Origin of the sequence: Myxococcus stipitatus DSM 14675 (assembly GCF_000331735.1) — a bacterium.
In the GTDB taxonomy this organism is placed as follows: domain Bacteria; phylum Myxococcota; class Myxococcia; order Myxococcales; family Myxococcaceae; genus Myxococcus; species Myxococcus stipitatus.
On record NC_020126.1, the window covers coordinates 5,402,029 to 5,418,130 of the forward strand.

Consider the following 16,102-nt stretch of genomic DNA (forward strand, 5'->3'; position numbering starts at 1 on the left):
CAGCGCGGGGCTACAGGTCCACGACCCCTTCACGCAGGGCCATCACCACCGCCTCCACATGGGAGTTGACGCCCATCTTCCGGTAGATATGCGACAGGTGCGTCCGGACCGTCCGCCGCTCGAGCGTCATCACCTGCCCCACCTCCGCGTTGGACAGGCCCTTGGCCACGAAGCGCAGCACCTCGAACTCGGTGGGCGTCAGCTTCCACGGGTTGTCCGCCTTCTTCTCGGGCGTGGCGGGCTTGGCCTGGACGGACTGGAAGTAGTTCCAGAAGCGGCGGGCGATGATGGGCTCCAGCACGGTGCCCCCCGCCATGACCTCGTGGATGCCGGCGCGGATCTTCTCCGGCCCCACCCGCTTCACCAGGTAGCCGGAGGCGCCGGCCTGGATGGCCTCGTAGACCTTCTGCTCGTCGTCGAACGACGTGAGGATGAGGATCTCCACCTCGGGGGCCTGGCGCTTCACCTTCTGCGTCACCTGGATGCCGTTGATGCCGGGCAGCTCCAGGTCCAGCAGCACGAGCTGCGGCCGGACGCGGACGATGTCCTCCACCGCCACCTCGCCCTCCTGGCTGCTGCCCACGACGTCCAGCTCCTCGAACGTGCTCAGCACCTTGAGCAGGTTCTTGAGCAGCTGGGGCTGGTCCTCGACGACGAAGATTCGAGTGCGGTCCATGTTCACCGTCGAGACAGGGGGCGGAAGTCCAACACCGACAACTGGTAGTCCTTGCCGCGCTGGATGCGGATGGCGGCTTCCTGCGGCTCGCTCGTCGCCAGCGCGACCACCCGGACTTGATGCGGTCCGATGCGCAGGGGATAGCGCCGGAGGGGCGTCGAGCGGCTGATGAGCACCCCGTCGAGATACACCTTCGCGGGCATGTTCGTGATGACGGAGAGGTAGCCCCGCTGCGCCTTGGGTGGCGCCTTCACGTGCGAGACGGGCTCATCCGCCGCGTCCTCGCCCGCGCTCTCGGGCGCGGCGGGCGCGGCGGCCTCGGCGAGGGCCTTGGGCCGGGGCGCCGGAGGATGAATCGGCGTCGGCGGTGTCGGACCCACTGGCGCGTCGTCGGGCACCGCGGCCGCCTCGGGCTCCGGCGCCTCGGCCTCCGTCCGGGAGGTGGTGACGAGGAGCGTGGACAGGCCGATCAACGCCAGCACACCGGCGACGGCGAGCATCCGGCCTCGGCGGTCCTGAGTCCGGAGGATCTTCCGCTCGTTGGTGTTCGGAGGCGCGCTCTTGGAGGCAGACAGCGCGGGCGACGACGGCGCCGGCACCGCGATGTCATCGCGCGCCTTCCCCTTCGCCATGACGGCCGGGAACGCGTCGGGGACCGTCGGAGGCCCCTTCTCCACTGGCGGCGGGGGGCGCTTCGCACGTGCCGCCGCTCGACGTCCCGCGACGGAGAACTCCTCGTCGTCATCCGGTGGCTTGGGCGTGGAGAAGTCCTCCACCACGCGCATCCTCGCGTTGCGAGCGGCGACGCGCGTGCCGCCCTGCCCCACGCTTCCACCCTGGGGCACCAACTGCCGACGAGGCTTCGGCGGCGCGGCGCCCGGAGGGGCCTCCCAGCCCTGCTCGAGCATGGCCGTTCCCCCCGACTGGGTCGTCTCCGCCCAGTCCTCTTGGGCTTGGGCCGCCTGCGGGGCGCGAGGCTCGGGCTCGCGGGGGATGGCCTGCTCGTACTCCTCCGGGCGGTACTCCTCGAACCCCGGCGCGGCCTCCTGCGTGTCCGCGCCCGCTTCCGCCTCCGTGAGCGAACGGCTGTAGGGGGCGCGCTGGACGATGGAGGCCTCGGACTCCTCGGCGCCCAGGTCGTCCATCTCCGCGCCGGAGATGGGCTCCAGCGTGAAGGGCTCCTTGAACGCGGGGGCCGCCAGGCTGGCGATGCTCACCTCGTTGGGGAACAGCTCGTTGACGAAGCGGCGCACGTCCTCGACGCCCGGCATGCCGCCGCTGGCGGAGAGGAAGTTGCGCAGCGCGTTCGCGAACTCCGCGCACGAACGGAAGCGCCGCGCGGCGTTGGGCTCCAGTGCCCGCAAGATGATCGGGTCCAGCCGCGCGTTGATGCGGCGATCCAACCGGCTGGGCGGCGGCAGGCCCTCGCTGCGGCGCGTGGAGACGCCACTGCCCGGAGCCATGGGCTCGCGCTGGGTGAGCAGCTCGTACGCGATGGCCCCCAGCGAATACACATCGGAGGCCTCGCTGGCCGCCTCGCCGCGCGTCACCTCGGGCGCGCGGTACGTCCCGCGTCCCCGGCCCGCGAAGGACTTGCGCAGCTGCGGCACCGCGAGCAGTGCGCTCATCGCCCCGAAGTCGCAGACCGCGGGGGTGCCATTGCGGCCCAGCACCACGTTGCCGGGCGTGAGGGCCCCGTGGAGGACCCCCGCCTCGTGCGCTTGATGCACGGCCTCCAGCAGCTGGATGACGATGTAGAGGGCCACCGTGTACGGGAGCACGACCTCCTTCGTGTGGAGGCGCTGGAGCGCGGTCCCCAGGAGGTAGCCATCCACGTCCTCGCGCACCACCGCGAGCCGCTGGCGCACCACGCCCATGTCCACGACGTGAAGGACGCCGGGATGGCGCACGGGCTGGAGTCGACGCGTCGTCTCGGCCAGGTCCAGCGCGTAGGCGGGGTCGGACGTCTTGGGGTGGAAGAGCTTCACCACCACTTCGGCGGAGGGAGCCAGGATGGCCTCGTACAGCTCCGCCAGCTCGCCGGTCTCGATGCGGCCCGTCAGTCGGTAGGTGGCGCTCATCGCTTCTTTCTTCCCACCGGCCGGCGCCGCTTCACGGCGGAGAAGACAAAACCGCACCAGACACACGACTCACCGCGTCGGCCTGGAGGCAGCTCCAGGGTACAGCCTGGACACCGAGGGCGCGCCCGGCGGGAGACCGGGGCCACGGGCTCGGCCGCCCGTCCGGAAGCACCTCGGGCGGCGGGCGCCACGGGGCGTGGGGACGCGGCGCGCAGCCGGGCCTCCAGGCGTCGCACCCGGTCCTCGAGCGCGGCGACCCGGGAGGACAGGCGCGCATGGACTTCCTCGGGTGACTCCGAGGGCTGACGTCGAACAGGCGAACGCATCGCGGTCCTCCAGCGTGCCATGCCCTTCCTGTGCCCTCAAGGACCGAGCCGGGGACAGGGGCGCGTGTTATGAGTTGACGTCCCGTGGCTCCAACTCTGTCCCCCTTCCGTCCCATCCCGGGCGGGCCCTCTCCGGACCCGCTTCACGGGAGCTTCCGTTCTCCACTCAACCGAGCCCGCGCCGAGGCCGCGGAGCAGCAGGCCCAGCAGCTCCTGGACGACGAGGCGTTGACGCGGTTGCTCACCGCGCCCCGCGAGCCCAGCAGGGACATCGTTCCGAGGGCGCGGGAGGTCTTCGTCAACCGCAACCTGCGCATGTCCGGCGTCGAGCTCATCGGCTTCGACATGGACTACACGCTGGCCATCTACCACATGCGCCGGCTGGAGCAGCTGTCGTTCGACATGACGCTGGCCAAGCTCATCAGCGAGTACCACTACCCCGCCGTGGTGGGGCACCTGCTCTACGACCATCACTTCGTGATGCGCGGGCTGGCGGTGGACCGGCTGAACGGGAACATCCTGAAGATGGACCGGTTCGGCCACGTGGGCCGCGCCTACCACGGCCTGCGCCCGCTGAAGTCCGAGGTGCAGCGGGAGCTGTACCGCAACAAGCGCGTGCGACTGCGCAACCCCCAGTTCGCGTGGAACGACACGCTCTTCGCGCTGCCGGAGACGTGCCTGTTCGCGGGCATCATCGAGCTGCTGGAGTCGCTGGGCCAGACGGTGGACTACGGCAAGCTCTACGACAACATCCGCGACGCCATCGACACGGTGCACCGGGACAACTCGCTCAAGCGCGAGGTGCGCAAGGACCTGGGCCGCTACGTGTTCCTGGACCCGGAGCTGGGGCCCGCGCTGCACAAGCTGCGCTCGGGCGGCAAGCGGCTCTTCCTGCTGACGAACTCCGCGTGGGACTACACGGACGCGGTGATGAAGTACCTGCTCGACGGACAGCTCGCGGAGTACCCGAGCTGGCGGAACTACTTCGACGTGGTGGTGACGGCCGCGGGCAAGCCGGGCTTCTTCACGGAGGGCCGCCCGTTCCTGGAGCTGGACACCTCCACCGAGGAGGGCCGCTCCCTGGGCGAGGCCACGTCGCTGGACCGGGGCAAGGTGTACTCGGGCGGCAACCTGGCCCGCTTCGAGGAGCTCACCGGCTACCGGGGCGAGCACATCCTCTACGTCGGCGACCACATCTACGGCGACATCCTGAAGTCGAAGAAGTCGTCGCTGTGGCGCACGTGCATGGTGGTGCAGGAGATTGAAGACGAGATCACCTACACGGCCACGCGGCAGAACGAGATTGGCACCCTCACGCAGATGGAGATCCTCCGGGAGCGCCTCGACGACGAGGTCAATCACCACAAGACGCTGCTCAACGTGCTGGAGCGCAGGCTGGAGCGAGAGCCCCTGTCCCCCTCCGAGCGCGAGTCCCTGGACGAGCAGCGGCGTCAGCTGAAGTCCGAGCTGGACCGGATGCGCCGCGCGCTGAAGGAAGCGACGCACATCGCCGACACCCTCGAGGAGGACGTCGAGGAGGGCTTCAATCCGTACTGGGGCCTGCTCTTCAAGGAGGGCAGCGAGAACAGCCGCTTCGGCTACCAGGTGGAGCAGTACGCGTGCCTCTACACGAGCCGCGTGTCGAACTTCCTGCACCACTCGCCCATGCAGTACTACCGCTCGCCTCGCGACCAGATGCCCCACGAGCAGGCCGGTGCGCTGTCCGCGCGGCTGTCCCCCATGGGCAGCGAAGGGCCGCCCAAGGGCGCGGGGAAGGACTGAGGCGGAGTCACGACCTGGAGGCGGCGGCGATGCGCCCCCAGGCCACATCCGAGAAGCGCGAGAGGGGCTCCGCGGTGAGGCCCAGCTTGCGCAGGTCGTCGGTGTAGCGCGCGCCCTTCACCACCACCCAGCGGCGCGCAACCCGTCTCCCCTCCTCCAGGGCCTCGGGCGTGAGGGGCGCATGCTCCGCGAAACGGCGAAGGACCTCGAAGGCCGGCTGCGCCTTCTTCGGCTTGGCGAACATCGGGTCGAAGAACACCACGTCGAAGGACTGGGACGGCAGCGTCTTCAGGTGCGCGTGCGCGTCCGCGTGCAGCACGTCCACGGCACAGGAGTCCGCCCCCCGCTCGTACCGTCGCAGCCCTTCCGCCACGACGACGCAGAGCGCGAGGCTCTTCTCCAAGCCGACGACCCGCCCGGAAGGCCCCACGGCCAGCGACGCCACCAGCGAGTCCTGCCCGAGGCCCAGCGTGCAATCGAGGACCGAATCCCCGGGACTCAGCTCCGCCACCTTCACGAACGTGTCCGGCTCCCCCGCGCGCAGCCGCATCCGCCTCAGGTGAGCCATGCCCGCGGAGAAGCCGAAGGAGCCTTCGGGCTCCCACAGCGTCACGCCATCACCGCCCACGACAATCAAGGCGTCTGTCTTCGTCCCCAGCCAGGGGGCGACGCCTTCCTTGGCGCGGCGACGGAGGAATGGCAGGCCCCACCGCTCCGCGACGGTCCGCGCCTCTTGAATCTGGACATCGTCCACCTTGGTGCTGGTGGTCACGGCGAGCGGCACGGGAGGCATGGAGCGCGCATCCTGCCCGAGCCGAGCGTCGATGCAACGCGTCCGGACACATGCCCTGGCCGATGCATGCCCGAGGCTCATCCCGGGCAGCAGCACCTCGCGAGCGCACGGCGGCCCTCCCGTTCGAACGGCGCTACGCCTCGACCGCCTGGAGCTTCCGGCCGCCCTGCATGATGGCCACGGTGACGGACTGGTTCCGGCCGTTGCGCTTCGAGTGGTAGAGGCACTGGTCCGCGAGGTCGATGAGCTGCTGCTTCTCCATCCCGTTGTCCGGGAAGGTGGCGATGCCCAGCGACATCGTGATCTTCAGCGGCCCCATCTCGGTCTGGAAGACCTCCGCCTTCACCGCTTCGCGAATCCGCTCGGAGATGGTGTAGGCGCCCTTGGCGTCCGTCTCCGGCATGATGATGACGAACTCCTCGCCGCCGTAGCGGGCGACGACGTCCGTATCGCGCGCCATGGACTTGATGATGCGCGCCACGCCCTTGAGCACCTGGTCGCCCGTCGGGTGGCCGTAGGTGTCGTTGACGCTCTTGAAGTGGTCCACGTCCGTGAGGACGACGGAGCACTTGCGCTGGTAGCGGCGCGCCTGGGCCAGGATCTCGTCCGCCTTCGTCTGGAAGGTGCGGTGGTTGAACAGGCCCGTGAGGCCGTCCGTCGTCGCCATCCGCTCCATCTGCTCGTAGAGCTGCGCGCGCAGCACCGCCTGCGCGGCCTGGATGGCGATGACCTCGATCATCCGCAGCACGTCCTGCTCGAAGTTCGCCTTCTTGCGCGAGCCCGCCACCAGCGTGCCCAGGATGCGGTCACCCGCCACCAGGGGGAAGATCTTCAGCGCGCCGAGCCCGCGAATCTGCGTCTCGTCGTCGAAGATGATCTGCTGGTTCATCGCCTTGAGGTCGCGCCCCGGCAGCGGCGCGCCGTAGCGCACCACGTTGGAGACCAGGCCGTTGTTGTCCTGGAACGAGCGCCCCTCCAGCGCCTTGCCCTGCGCCGTGACGCCCGTCATCCGCGCCACGCGGTGCATCCGCTTGCCGTCGACTTCCGACACCAGTGTCACCGCGCAGAAGTCCAGCCCCGCGAGCTGGCGGGTGCTCTCCAGCACCGCCGCGAAGACCTGCTCGGGGCTGCCCGCGCGGTTGAGCTCCTCGATGGCGCGGAAGAACCGGTCCTTCTCGTCGCGCGTCTTGCGGATGTACGTCATCACCCGCTCGACCTCGATGGAGCGCAGCACCTCGCCGGCGATGGTCGTCAGCAGCTTCTCGTCCTGGTCGCTGAACGGCTCGTTGCCCAGCCGGTCCGCCACGAGCACGCCGCGCACCAGGCCGCTGCCCTCGATGATGGGGACCGCGAGCAGCGCCTGCACCGTGGGGCCGCCGCCCTCGTAGTACGTCACGCCCTTGAGGCCCTGCGCTGAATTCATCCGCACCGGCGCGCGGCGCTTCAGCACGCCGCCGATGATGCCCTCGCCCGCGCCGAAGCGGTCGCGGTTCACGCGCTCGGAGCCGGAGCGGCAGTCGTAGAGCTTGAGGCTCCGGTCGTCGGAGGCCAGCAGGAACGCCGCGCAGGTGTGCGTGCGCAGGCCCGTCTCGGCGATCTCCAGCGCGGCATGCACCGCACCCTCGATCTCCTTCACCGACGCGACCAGCCACTTCTCGTCGGAGCTCATGCCGCTGAAGCTGTCGTGCGTGCCGGAGCTGACCAGGCGGAAGGTGCGCGCGCGCTCCTCCACCTCGCGGATGCGCTTCTGCACCGCGTCGTTCTCCGCGCGGCGCGCCACCGCGATGCGGGACGCCAGCACCAGGTGGTAGAGGCACGCGAAGAGGATGAGGAACGCGGAGTGCGTCGCGAAGCTCGCGGCGTTCGGCACCGGGCCGCCCAGCGTCACCAGCGCATCGAACACCAGCGCCACGCCCAGGAGCGTGAGTCCCGCGTTGCGAGGCAGGAAGGCCACCAGGAACGCCATCAACAGGTAGACGATGGGGAAGAGCTCCCCTCCCCCGATGGCCACGACGATGAATCCGGCGGCCACCAGCCCGCCGCCCAGCTCCAGGTCGTCTCGCAGGTCGATGACCGCGCCCACCGAGCCCCGCATGGCGCGGCGCCACGCCGCCACGGCGATGCCCACCAGCAGGCACAGCACCAGCGCGGCCTCCGTCCACCCCAGCGTCTGCAGCCCGCGGAAGCCTCCGCGCGCCAGGTGGACGAACGTGGCGATGCCCGCCACGGCGGGAATCGACCGCACGGCATGACGCAGCAACTTCCCGGGCGACGGAAACGCGCTCAGCGACGTCATGGCGACTCCAGATGAAAGACGAGCTCGCCCGGCTTCACGTAGCCGAGCTCTTCACGGACCGCCCGCTCCAATGCCGCGGGGTCCTTTCGCAAGGCGGCGATCTCCTGTCGCAGCGCCTCGTTCTGCTCGGCCAGCGAGGTGTTCCGCTGCTGGAGCGAATCCACGTCCTGCCGCAAGGAGAGGTAGCGCCGGAAGCCCTTGGCGTCCGCCACGGACAGCAGGCTCAAGGCCCCCGCCACACCTACCGCCACCACCAGGAGCTTTCCGCGCGCCGTCATGAACGCTGTCGACGGTACCAGCGAGCCTCGCCCCCGCAAGAATTCCGCTCCAGCCCTGTAGCACCCGCCTCACGCGCGCCACGAAGGGCCCGCGACGTGAGGGGCGCTCATCAGTCCTGCTTCAGCAACTTCTCGACGGCCGCCGTCAGCTTGGAGTGACTCTCGACCCCCTGCCATGCCGCCACCGCGCGGCCATGGCGGTCCAACAGGACGGTGGTCGGCAACCCCTTGATGGGGCCGAAGGCGCTGCGCCCGGCGATCATCCACTCCGACGCGATGAGCACGGGGTAGCGCGGCGCGTAGTGGTTGGCGAACGGCTGGAGGACCTTGGCGCCCTCCAAGTCCATGCCCACCGAGACGACCTGGAAGCCCTGGGCGCCGTAGTCCCGCTGGAGCGCCTCCAGGTTGGGCATCTCCGCCAGGCACGGGAAGCACCAGGTCGCGAAGAAGGAGACCAGGACGACCTTGCCCACGAGCTTGCGGACCTCGTGAGGGGTGGGCCCCACCGACGGCAGGGCCAGCGACTGGAGGAAGGCCGGCCCGGCATCGACGGGCCGCGTCCCGCGACACCCCGCGAGCGCGAGCAGCAGGACACACGCCAGGGCCCGCGCGGCGGAGCTCATCTCAGGCTTCCGTGGCCCGGGCGCCCGAGCGCTGACAGTCCCGGCACAGCCCGTACAGCTCCATCTTGTGGGACGTCACCGTGAAGCCGTGCTTGCGCGCCACCGCGTCCTGGAGCGTCTCGATGCGGTCGTTCTCGAACTCGACGATGGTGCCGCACCGGGTGCAGATGAGGTGGTCGTGGTGGTCCCTGCCCGCCGCGGCCTCGTAGCGCGTCTGCCCGTCGCCGAAGTTGCGGGCATGGGCGAGGCCACACTCGTTGAGCAGCTTCATGGTCCGGTACACGGTCGCCACGGACACCTTCGCGTCCTGCTCACGGACCTTGTTCCACAGCTCCTCCACCGACAGGTGGCCCCCGACGGAGAAGAAGGTGTCGATGATGAGGCTGCGCTGCCGGGTGCTCTTCAGGCCGTGCTGGGCCATGTAGCGGGCGAGCACCTCGTCCTTGTCCTTGATTTCGTCGTGGTCGTGGTTGTGGCCCTGCATGGAAATCCCTCGGAAGGAGACCGACCCAGCGACGGGCCTCCTCAGCCTAACGTGTAACCGCGCCCCGGACCCGCGCGCACCGCCCAGCCCCCCAGGCTCCGGTCATCTTCTACGAAGTAAAGTGCCAGCAGCGACTGTTGGTCTCCGGACGGGGGGCGTCTGATACCCCCAGCCCGCTCGGGTAGCAACGTCCGGCAGCCAGCGACAAGGAGGGCTTCCCCCCTCCACTGGCCTCCACCGTGGCTTGCAACCGCCGCAGGCTGTTTAGAATGGAGTCGGACTGGCTCATTGACACCTGTCTGGCCGCGAAGATAGAGGCATCCGCCCTCGTAAACGAGCATTTTTCCGCTACTTTCCATGACCAGCCCCTGGCAGAGAAGACGACAGCCCGACGACGTTCCCACCCCCGTGGCGGTTGCCGTCTCGGATTTCTGCCGGCGCGCGAAGTCGCCGGCCCCCGCTCCGGAGGTCCGGGAGGCGCTTGCCCTCCTGGCCGAGGACGAGGACTTCCGAGTCCGCGCCCTCACCGACGGCGAACCGGAGACCTCCCCGCTCGGCCCCTTCGCCGTCGTGGACATCCTCCGGGGCACCGCGCCCTCCGTCGCCGCCCAGCGGCAGTCCTGCGGCTACTACGACGTGGCCCGGGAACTGGCCTACGTGCGCGAGGAGAAGACCCCGCCCCGCGCCCCCGCCGCCGACGCGTCCATCCCCTCCTTCGCCTCGCCCTCCGCCGCCAAGGCCGCGGACAAGGCGGCCAAGAAGGGCGCCAAGGCCGAAGAGGCCAGCGTCATGGAGCGCATCGCGCCCAAGAAGCGCGCCGCCTCGGTGGACGAGGAGACGACCTCCGCGCCCCCCGAGTTCGATGACGCCCACAGCTTCCTGCGCAGGGACCTGCCCCGCCCCCGAGGCCGCTTCACCCGCGTGGAGGCGCCTCGCACGCCCTTCGTGGAGCTGACGCGCGCCACCGGCAAGGAGATCCTCGAGGCCACGCTGGAGGGCTCCGAGCACCGCTTCGCCCTGCTGCGCAACCTCTCCCACCGCTTCAACGGCTCGCGCGGGGACCTGTCCCTGGTGGACCTGGAGACGGTGCTGAGGGATCACGGCCTGCTCGACGCCCTGCAGGAGAAGGAGCGACTCCAGCTCCTGGACGCCTACACCAGCCAGCGCGGCGCCACCGGCCGCGTGGGGTGGGCGCTGGGCGTGAGCCCTCCGGAGCTGCAGCGGCTCGTCTCCGCCGCGGGGCTGACCGAAGAGGTGGAGGCCCTGCGCGAGCGCTTCCGCCGCGAGGCCCTGGCCACTTCTCACCTGACGCACCGGTTGGATCTGCTCGGCCGCGAGAAGTACCTGGCGGACCTGGGCATCCAACGCAAGTTCAACGACTCGCTGCGCAAGGAGCTGGAGCGGCTGCTGCGGGACGACCTCCCGGGCGCCACGGACCTGCACGGACTCTGCGAAGCCGTGGGCCGCAAGTACGGCTCCCCCAGCGAGCTCATCTTCCGCGCCATCGAGCGCCTGGGACTCGCGGAGGGACTGCGCAAGCAGATCCACTCCGGCGTCCCTCCCACCAATCCCTGAAGAGGCACCGCAACCATGCCCATCTACGAGTACGCCTGCCAGAACTGCCAGAAGATCATCGACGTCCTCCAGAAGATCTCCGACCCGACGCCGGCCGCCTGCACCGCCTGCGGCACGGAGGGCTCGCTGACCAAGGTCGTCAGCCGCTCCAGCTTCGTCCTCAAGGGCGGCGGCTGGTACTCCGACCTGTACAGCTCCACCAAGAAGGACGGGAGCACGTCCTCCTCGAGCTCGAGCAGCGGCTCGTCGTCCTCGCCGAGCACGAGCGCGAGCAGCACGTCCTCCTCCGCGCCGGCGAGCGCCCCCAGCAGCACCCCGGCGCCCGCCGCGGCGTCGGGCGACAAGAGCTAGAGGCAGGGCGGAGGGGCTGAAAATTCGCGCGGGGTCCGGGAGCGACGCACACTCGCCCCCCGTGCCCTTCCCTCCTTCCAAGCGCCCTCCCCGCTGCTGTGCCCTGTGTGGCCACCCGGAGCTCACGGATACGCGCGGGTTCGGTCGCTTCCTGCTCGTGCCGGATCCCCACGGCCGAGGCCCCGTCTGCCCCGCGCAGCGAGGCTGTCGCGGTGGCAAGCGAGAGGCGACGGGCGCCGCGGCGTCCACGCTGACGCAGGCCTCGCGCTGAGCTAAGCAGGGGCCTCCCGCGCGATTGCGCCGCGGAGGTGCCCTGATGCTCGCTCGACGACTGCTCCCCTCTCTGACCTTCCTTGGCCTGGCCGTGCTCGCGGCCGGCTGTGGCAACTACACGCGCATGGCGCCGGACACCCGGGCGTCCCTCCAGCGCACCTTCACGGGTCCGGAGGCGGTGCAGTACCTGCGCATCTCCGGGAACGTCACGCCCTTCTTCGGCGACGGCTCCAAGCGCCTGCTGACGCCCTATGCGCCCGAGGACGTGCGCATGCTGGACGACAGCAGCGGCAAGCCCATCAACCCCGGGGCCGTGGAGCGCACCCTGCCGGTGGGCACGAAGCTGCGCATCACCAAGGTGGAGTTCCCCACCGCATGGGTGGTGGCCGAGCGCGTCCTCTACACGCCCCGCACCTGGCCCTGGGTCTACCTGTCCGAGGAAGGCTCCGCCAACGCGCCCCCGCTCATCCTGGTGCTGCCGCCCAACCTGGAGCAGCCCAACGACTTCCGGGCGGAGCTGGAGAAGTACCTCTCGCCCCAGAACCCGAAGGCCCAGGTCGACGCGCTGGCGCCGCCCGTGCGCGACGCCGTGAGCGCCAAGCGCCTGCTGACGAACATGACGGCGGAGGCCGTGCGCATGGCGTGGGGCCCGCCGGAGCTGGTGCGGCGCTCGCTGGAGGGCACGTCGAAGAACGAGGAGTGGACGTACCCGGGCGGACGCCGCAAGGCCTTCTTCACCGATGGCCGACTGGCGCGCGCCGAAGAGTCGGGAGCGCCCATCCTGCCCTGAGGAGGGACTACCGGCGGCCGCGACGACGCTTGTTGCCGCCGCCGCCCTGCTTCCGAGCCGCCTGGGCCTCCCCCGGGCGCGTCAGCCGGGGCAGCTCTCCGGCCATCACCGGCCAGAAGTCGCCCTTGAGCAGCTCCGCCACCAACTGGGCCTGCGTCGCCACCGGGTTCTTGAAGAACGTGGCGCCCCGGCCCACTTCATCCAGGGAGCTGCGCGCGTCGCTGCCGCCCGTGCAGGGGAGCTTCAGCGCCTCCGCGGCCTCCACGGCCAGGTCATTGGCGGTCTGCTTCACGCGGGCGTTGTAGCCCTCCACCGCGCTCAGCACGTTGAGCGAGCGGACATAGTCCATGGCCGGGTGGACGGAGTCCCGGTCGAAAGGCCGGGCCGCGATGATGGCGGCGCCCAGGGCCTTCACCTTGGGCAGGCACTCCGCGGCGCTCCAGGGCTTCTCGCGGTTGCTGCCCCACATCTGCACGGGCTCCGGGGCCAGCTCCGGCTTGGGGAAGAAGCAGAGGTACTGCCCCCGGTCCGTCAGCAGCTCCAACCCGACGAAGACCTTCACCTTCGACTTCGCGCCAATCTCGAACAGCTCATCACAGCCGTCCTGGGTGTTGGTCTCGGTGAAGGCCACCCCGTCCAGGCCGAACAGCGCGGCCCGTTCCAACACGGCGCGAGGGTCCAACTCGCACCCCTTGGACAGGTGGGAATGGGCGTGCAGGTCGATGAGCATGGGCGCCGCTCCCTAACAGGCTCCCCCGGGCCTGTCGAGCCCGCGCTGCCCGAGTGGCCCTCAGGCGAACGCGTACGACTGGAAGGCGCCCTGCTTGGACTGGGTGTTCTTCTCCTCGTAGGTGCGGATGAGGTAGCCCATCAACATCAGCGAGGACGTGTTCTCCAGCACCCGGGATGGGTCCTTGGAGATGAGGTTGGCGCTGTAGTTGAGGAAGAACTGCGCCAGTTCCTCCCCCGCCTCCTTGACGATGAGCGCATTCAGCGCGGTGGGCTCCATCGTCCGGATGGTGTTGATGAAATCAACAGCCAAGTCCTTCTTGGTCTTCACGTCCACGGGCCTTCCCCCTTCCCCAACTCACGCCGCCACTCGCGGCCCCCTGCCCCGAGCGCCCCTACCGGGTGCGACCTGAGCAATCTAGGCATGCGCCCACCCCTGCAAACCCCCGCCTGGAGGCCAGCCACGGCCTACCCTCCAGGAAGCCGGGTTTTTGACACCTCTGAACACCCCGTGCGATAACGCCCCCTTGTCCTGTGTCGGGACCGCACAAGGAGTGGCAGGCGATGTTCACGGGCGTGAAGGTCTTCTCCGCCACCAAGGCGAAGGAGCGCGAGGAGCTGGGTGAGAACGTCACCCGTTGGATGAAGAGCAACGCGGATCTGGAGATCGTCGACCGCGTGGTGTGCCAGTCATCCGATAATGAATTCCACTGCTACACCCTCGTGCTGTTCTACCGGCACGGGAAGCAGCAAGCGCCGCAGCAGCCGTAGTCTTTCCACCGAAGGGGACGGCCCCTCCCCTTCCCCCAGCCTCCTGGCGGCCTAGTTGGCGCGAGGCACGTACACAGCCACGCTGCGCGGGGAGATCCTCACCAGGGTCTCCATCCCAGCGAGCTGAAGCGTCCCGCCACTGAAGACGTCATCGTACGTCGCCCGGCTCGCCGCCAGGCTGCCCAGCGGCTCCACCACCACCGCGCGCTCCAGCTCGCCGCGGTTGATGGCGATGATGGCCCCCTGCCCCCCCGGCAGCGAGCGCTGGAACACGTACAGGTCCTTCTCCACCCGCAACGTGTGACGTGCTCCCGACTGGAGCGCGGGGTGCGCCAGCCGCGTCTGCCCCAGCGTCTGGACGGTGGTCAGCAGCCTCGACTCCAGCGGCGTCAGCGTGGAGCCGAAGCGCATGAGCCGGCGGTTGTCGGGGTCCCCCGCGCCGGGCAGGCCCACCTCGTCGCCGTAGTAGATGAGCGGCACGCCCGGCTGGGTCAGCACGAAGGCGAAGGCATACCGGGCCTTGTCGAAGGCCGCCTCGTCCGTCACCGTCGCCGGAGGCCGGGCGTTGCTCCACGGGTCTCCCCCCGAGCCCCCCAGCTGCTTCGCCGCCTGCGAGATGAAGCGCGCCACGTCGTGGTTGCCCAGGAAGGGCGAGTTGAGGGTGCCCGGCGCGTAGAAGACCTCGTTCTCGCGCACGGCCTGGTCCACGCGCTCCAGTCCCTGGCCATCCGCGAAGGACTCGCGCAGCGGCCAGTAGAGGGGGAAGTCGAACTGTCCATCCAGCTCCCGGGGCCCGATGTACCGCGCAATCTGCGCACGCCCGTCCGCGCCGACGTAGGTCTCTCCCACCAGATAGAACTCGGTGCCCGTCATCGCGGTGATGTCCCGCAGGCGCCCGCGCAACGTGCGCCCCGCCACCTGGTCCATGTGCTTCACCGCGTCCAGGCGGAAGCCGTCGAAGTCCGCCGCCTCCAGCCACCACAGGGCATCCGAGGTGAACTGGTCCACCATGTCCGCCGAGCGCCAGTTGAAGTCCGGCAGGTAGTCGGTGAACTTGCACGTCAGCCGCTTCTCCTCCCAATCACAGTCCTGGGTGCCGCACACGCAACTGGCGGCGGTGTTGAACCAGTCCTCCGCGCGGTGCGCCGTCCAGTAGGGATGCTCCTGGTGGACGTGGTTGAGCACCAGGTCGGCGATGACGCGGATGCCTCGGCGGTGGGCGGCGGACGTCAGCGCGCGCAGCTCCTCGAGCGAGCCGAAGCGGCGCTGCGTCGTGCGCGGCTGAGAAGGCCAGTAGCCGTGGTAGCCCGAGTAGTACTTGCCCCCGGTGCCGATGAAGCGACCCTCCGGGTTCTGGTCCACCGGGGAGATCCACAGCGTCCGGACCCCCAGCGCGTCGAAGTAGCCCTCCTCGAGCTTCTCGGTGATGCCGGCGAAGTCGCCGCCCGCGTAGTTGGCGATGGGGTCCACGTCCGCCACGGGTCCGTCGTTCTCCGGACGCGCGTTGCGGAAGCGGTCCGTGAAGGCGAAGTACATCGGCCCCGCCTCCCACCGGAAGCGCTCGGACTCCACCCAGAACGGCAGGTAGAGCGGATCGGCGACGCGGCCGGTGGCGTCCATGGCCACCACCTTCACGTGGTGCTTGCCCTTCGCCAGCCCTTCCCTGCGCAGCCGCAGCCGGCCCGTGCCCCGCTCGCGGGCCTCCGGCACCGGGCTGCCATCCAACGACAGGAGGACCTTGTCCCAGTCGGGCCCCGCCTCGTCCGTGCCGTCGAGGTAGGCCACCTCCACGTCCAGCGCCCCCTCGGGCGTCACCGCGAAGCGGCGCAACTCCAACACGGGCCGCCGGCAGTCCGGCACCGTCAGCTTCGAGTACTCCTCCGCGCGCACCCAGCGGGAGTACGGATTCTGCGGGTCCATCACCTCCTGCTTGGCCACCACGAAGCGATAGCCGTAGTCGCGCGGCTCCAAGCCCTCCAGGCGCGCGGTGAAGACCCCATCGCCGCGCTCCTCCATGCGCAAGCCTGTCGTGGCAAAGCCATTCCATTCCCCCGCGACGTAAACGGGCCCCGACAGGGATTGCTGGGGTGCGTACGTCAGCACCACCTCGCACTTCCGCAGGGGAATGGAGTCTTCGGAATCACCACACGCCGCCGACAGCAGCAGCACCGGAGCGGCGAGCGAACGGACGAGTCGGGAGCGCGTCATGCGGATGACTTTCTATGAGAGCGCTCCTGGCTTTTCAAAGCCCCCGGCGCTCGCTTCGGGAATCAG

16 protein-coding genes are annotated in these 16,102 nt (G+C 69.7%); 5 read left to right on the forward strand and 11 right to left on the reverse strand.

Going from position 1 to position 16,102, the window contains the following annotated elements; genetic code table 11:
• Nucleotides 1–10: 10 nt before the first annotated feature.
• Genes MYSTI_RS20935 through MYSTI_RS41890 form a run of 3 tightly spaced genes read right to left on the reverse strand, consistent with a single transcriptional unit; the run spans nucleotide 11 to nucleotide 3,083 of the window.
• The gene (locus MYSTI_RS20935) at nucleotides 11–676 is read right to left on the reverse strand and encodes a response regulator (RefSeq protein ID WP_015349783.1); all 666 of its coding nucleotides are present in this window, start codon (nucleotides 674–676) and stop codon (nucleotides 11–13) included.
• 2 nt (nucleotides 677–678) lie between these two features.
• The gene (locus tag MYSTI_RS20940) at nucleotides 679–2,757 is read right to left on the reverse strand and encodes a serine/threonine-protein kinase (RefSeq protein ID WP_015349784.1); all 2,079 of its coding nucleotides are present in this window, start codon (nucleotides 2,755–2,757) and stop codon (nucleotides 679–681) included.
• Complete coding sequence (locus MYSTI_RS41890) at nucleotides 2,754–3,083, reverse strand: hypothetical protein (protein WP_015349785.1); 330 nt, start codon at nucleotides 3,081–3,083, stop codon at nucleotides 2,754–2,756. Before MYSTI_RS41890 ends, MYSTI_RS20940 begins: the two co-directional genes overlap by 4 nt.
• Before the next feature lie 84 nt (nucleotides 3,084–3,167).
• Between MYSTI_RS41890 and MYSTI_RS20950 the strand changes: the two genes are divergently transcribed.
• Complete coding sequence (locus MYSTI_RS20950; protein WP_015349786.1) at nucleotides 3,168–4,865, forward strand: HAD-IG family 5'-nucleotidase; 1,698 nt, start codon at nucleotides 3,168–3,170, stop codon at nucleotides 4,863–4,865.
• A 7-nt stretch (nucleotides 4,866–4,872) separates the two neighbouring features.
• Here MYSTI_RS20950 and MYSTI_RS20955 read toward each other — a convergent pair whose 3' ends face one another.
• The 5 genes from MYSTI_RS20955 to MYSTI_RS20975 all read right to left on the reverse strand — a co-directional run bounded on the left by MYSTI_RS20955 (nucleotide 4,873) and on the right by MYSTI_RS20975 (nucleotide 9,339).
• The gene (locus MYSTI_RS20955) at nucleotides 4,873–5,658 is read right to left on the reverse strand and encodes a class I SAM-dependent methyltransferase (protein ID WP_015349787.1); all 786 of its coding nucleotides are present in this window, start codon (nucleotides 5,656–5,658) and stop codon (nucleotides 4,873–4,875) included.
• Nucleotides 5,659–5,791: 133 nt separating this feature from the next.
• Nucleotides 5,792–7,954, reverse strand: a complete 2,163-nt coding sequence (locus MYSTI_RS20960; protein WP_015349788.1) for a sensor domain-containing diguanylate cyclase — start codon at nucleotides 7,952–7,954, stop codon at nucleotides 5,792–5,794.
• Nucleotides 7,951–8,232, reverse strand: coding sequence for an FtsB family cell division protein (locus tag MYSTI_RS20965; protein ID WP_015349789.1), 282 nt, complete (start codon nucleotides 8,230–8,232; stop codon nucleotides 7,951–7,953). Before MYSTI_RS20965 ends, MYSTI_RS20960 begins: the two co-directional genes overlap by 4 nt.
• A 110-nt stretch (nucleotides 8,233–8,342) precedes the next feature.
• Nucleotides 8,343–8,855 carry a TlpA family protein disulfide reductase gene (locus MYSTI_RS20970; protein WP_015349790.1) on the reverse strand — a complete coding sequence of 171 codons (513 nt, stop codon included), beginning with the start codon at nucleotides 8,853–8,855 and terminating at the stop codon, nucleotides 8,343–8,345.
• Nucleotide 8,856: 1 nt separating this feature from the next.
• On the reverse strand, nucleotides 8,857–9,339 hold the full coding sequence (locus MYSTI_RS20975) for a Fur family transcriptional regulator (RefSeq protein WP_015349791.1): 483 nt from the start codon (nucleotides 9,337–9,339) through the stop codon (nucleotides 8,857–8,859).
• A 408-nt stretch (nucleotides 9,340–9,747) separates the two neighbouring features.
• Between MYSTI_RS20975 and MYSTI_RS20980 the strand changes: the two genes are divergently transcribed.
• The 3 genes from MYSTI_RS20980 (at nucleotide 9,748) to MYSTI_RS20995 (ending at nucleotide 12,328) form a co-directional block, all read left to right on the forward strand.
• Nucleotides 9,748–10,914 (forward strand): hypothetical protein, encoded by a 1,167-nt coding sequence (locus MYSTI_RS20980; RefSeq protein WP_144370117.1) that lies wholly within the window; start codon nucleotides 9,748–9,750, stop codon nucleotides 10,912–10,914.
• Nucleotides 10,915–10,929: 15 nt separating this feature from the next.
• Nucleotides 10,930–11,265, forward strand: a complete 336-nt coding sequence (locus tag MYSTI_RS41895; protein ID WP_015349793.1) for an FmdB family zinc ribbon protein — start codon at nucleotides 10,930–10,932, stop codon at nucleotides 11,263–11,265.
• 316 nt (nucleotides 11,266–11,581) lie between these two features.
• Nucleotides 11,582–12,328 carry a hypothetical protein gene (locus tag MYSTI_RS20995; RefSeq protein WP_015349795.1) on the forward strand — a complete coding sequence of 249 codons (747 nt, stop codon included), beginning with the start codon at nucleotides 11,582–11,584 and terminating at the stop codon, nucleotides 12,326–12,328.
• 7 nt (nucleotides 12,329–12,335) lie between these two features.
• Here the strand turns inward: MYSTI_RS20995 and MYSTI_RS21000 are convergent, their stop codons facing one another.
• Both MYSTI_RS21000 and MYSTI_RS21005 read right to left on the reverse strand, forming a co-directional pair.
• Complete coding sequence (locus MYSTI_RS21000; RefSeq protein ID WP_015349796.1) at nucleotides 12,336–13,058, reverse strand: PHP-associated domain-containing protein; 723 nt, start codon at nucleotides 13,056–13,058, stop codon at nucleotides 12,336–12,338.
• Between the two features lie 60 nt (nucleotides 13,059–13,118).
• Nucleotides 13,119–13,394, reverse strand: coding sequence for a hypothetical protein (locus tag MYSTI_RS21005; RefSeq protein ID WP_015349797.1), 276 nt, complete (start codon nucleotides 13,392–13,394; stop codon nucleotides 13,119–13,121).
• A 227-nt stretch (nucleotides 13,395–13,621) separates the two neighbouring features.
• Between MYSTI_RS21005 and MYSTI_RS21010 the strand changes: the two genes are divergently transcribed.
• Nucleotides 13,622–13,828: a hypothetical protein gene (locus tag MYSTI_RS21010; RefSeq protein ID WP_015349798.1), complete on the forward strand. Its 207-nt coding sequence runs from the start codon at nucleotides 13,622–13,624 to the stop codon at nucleotides 13,826–13,828.
• A gap of 51 nt (nucleotides 13,829–13,879) precedes the next feature.
• Here MYSTI_RS21010 and MYSTI_RS21015 read toward each other — a convergent pair whose 3' ends face one another.
• Nucleotides 13,880–16,036, reverse strand: a complete 2,157-nt coding sequence (locus tag MYSTI_RS21015) for an alpha-amylase family glycosyl hydrolase (RefSeq protein ID WP_015349799.1) — start codon at nucleotides 16,034–16,036, stop codon at nucleotides 13,880–13,882.
• Nucleotides 16,037–16,102: the final 66 nt, after the last annotated feature.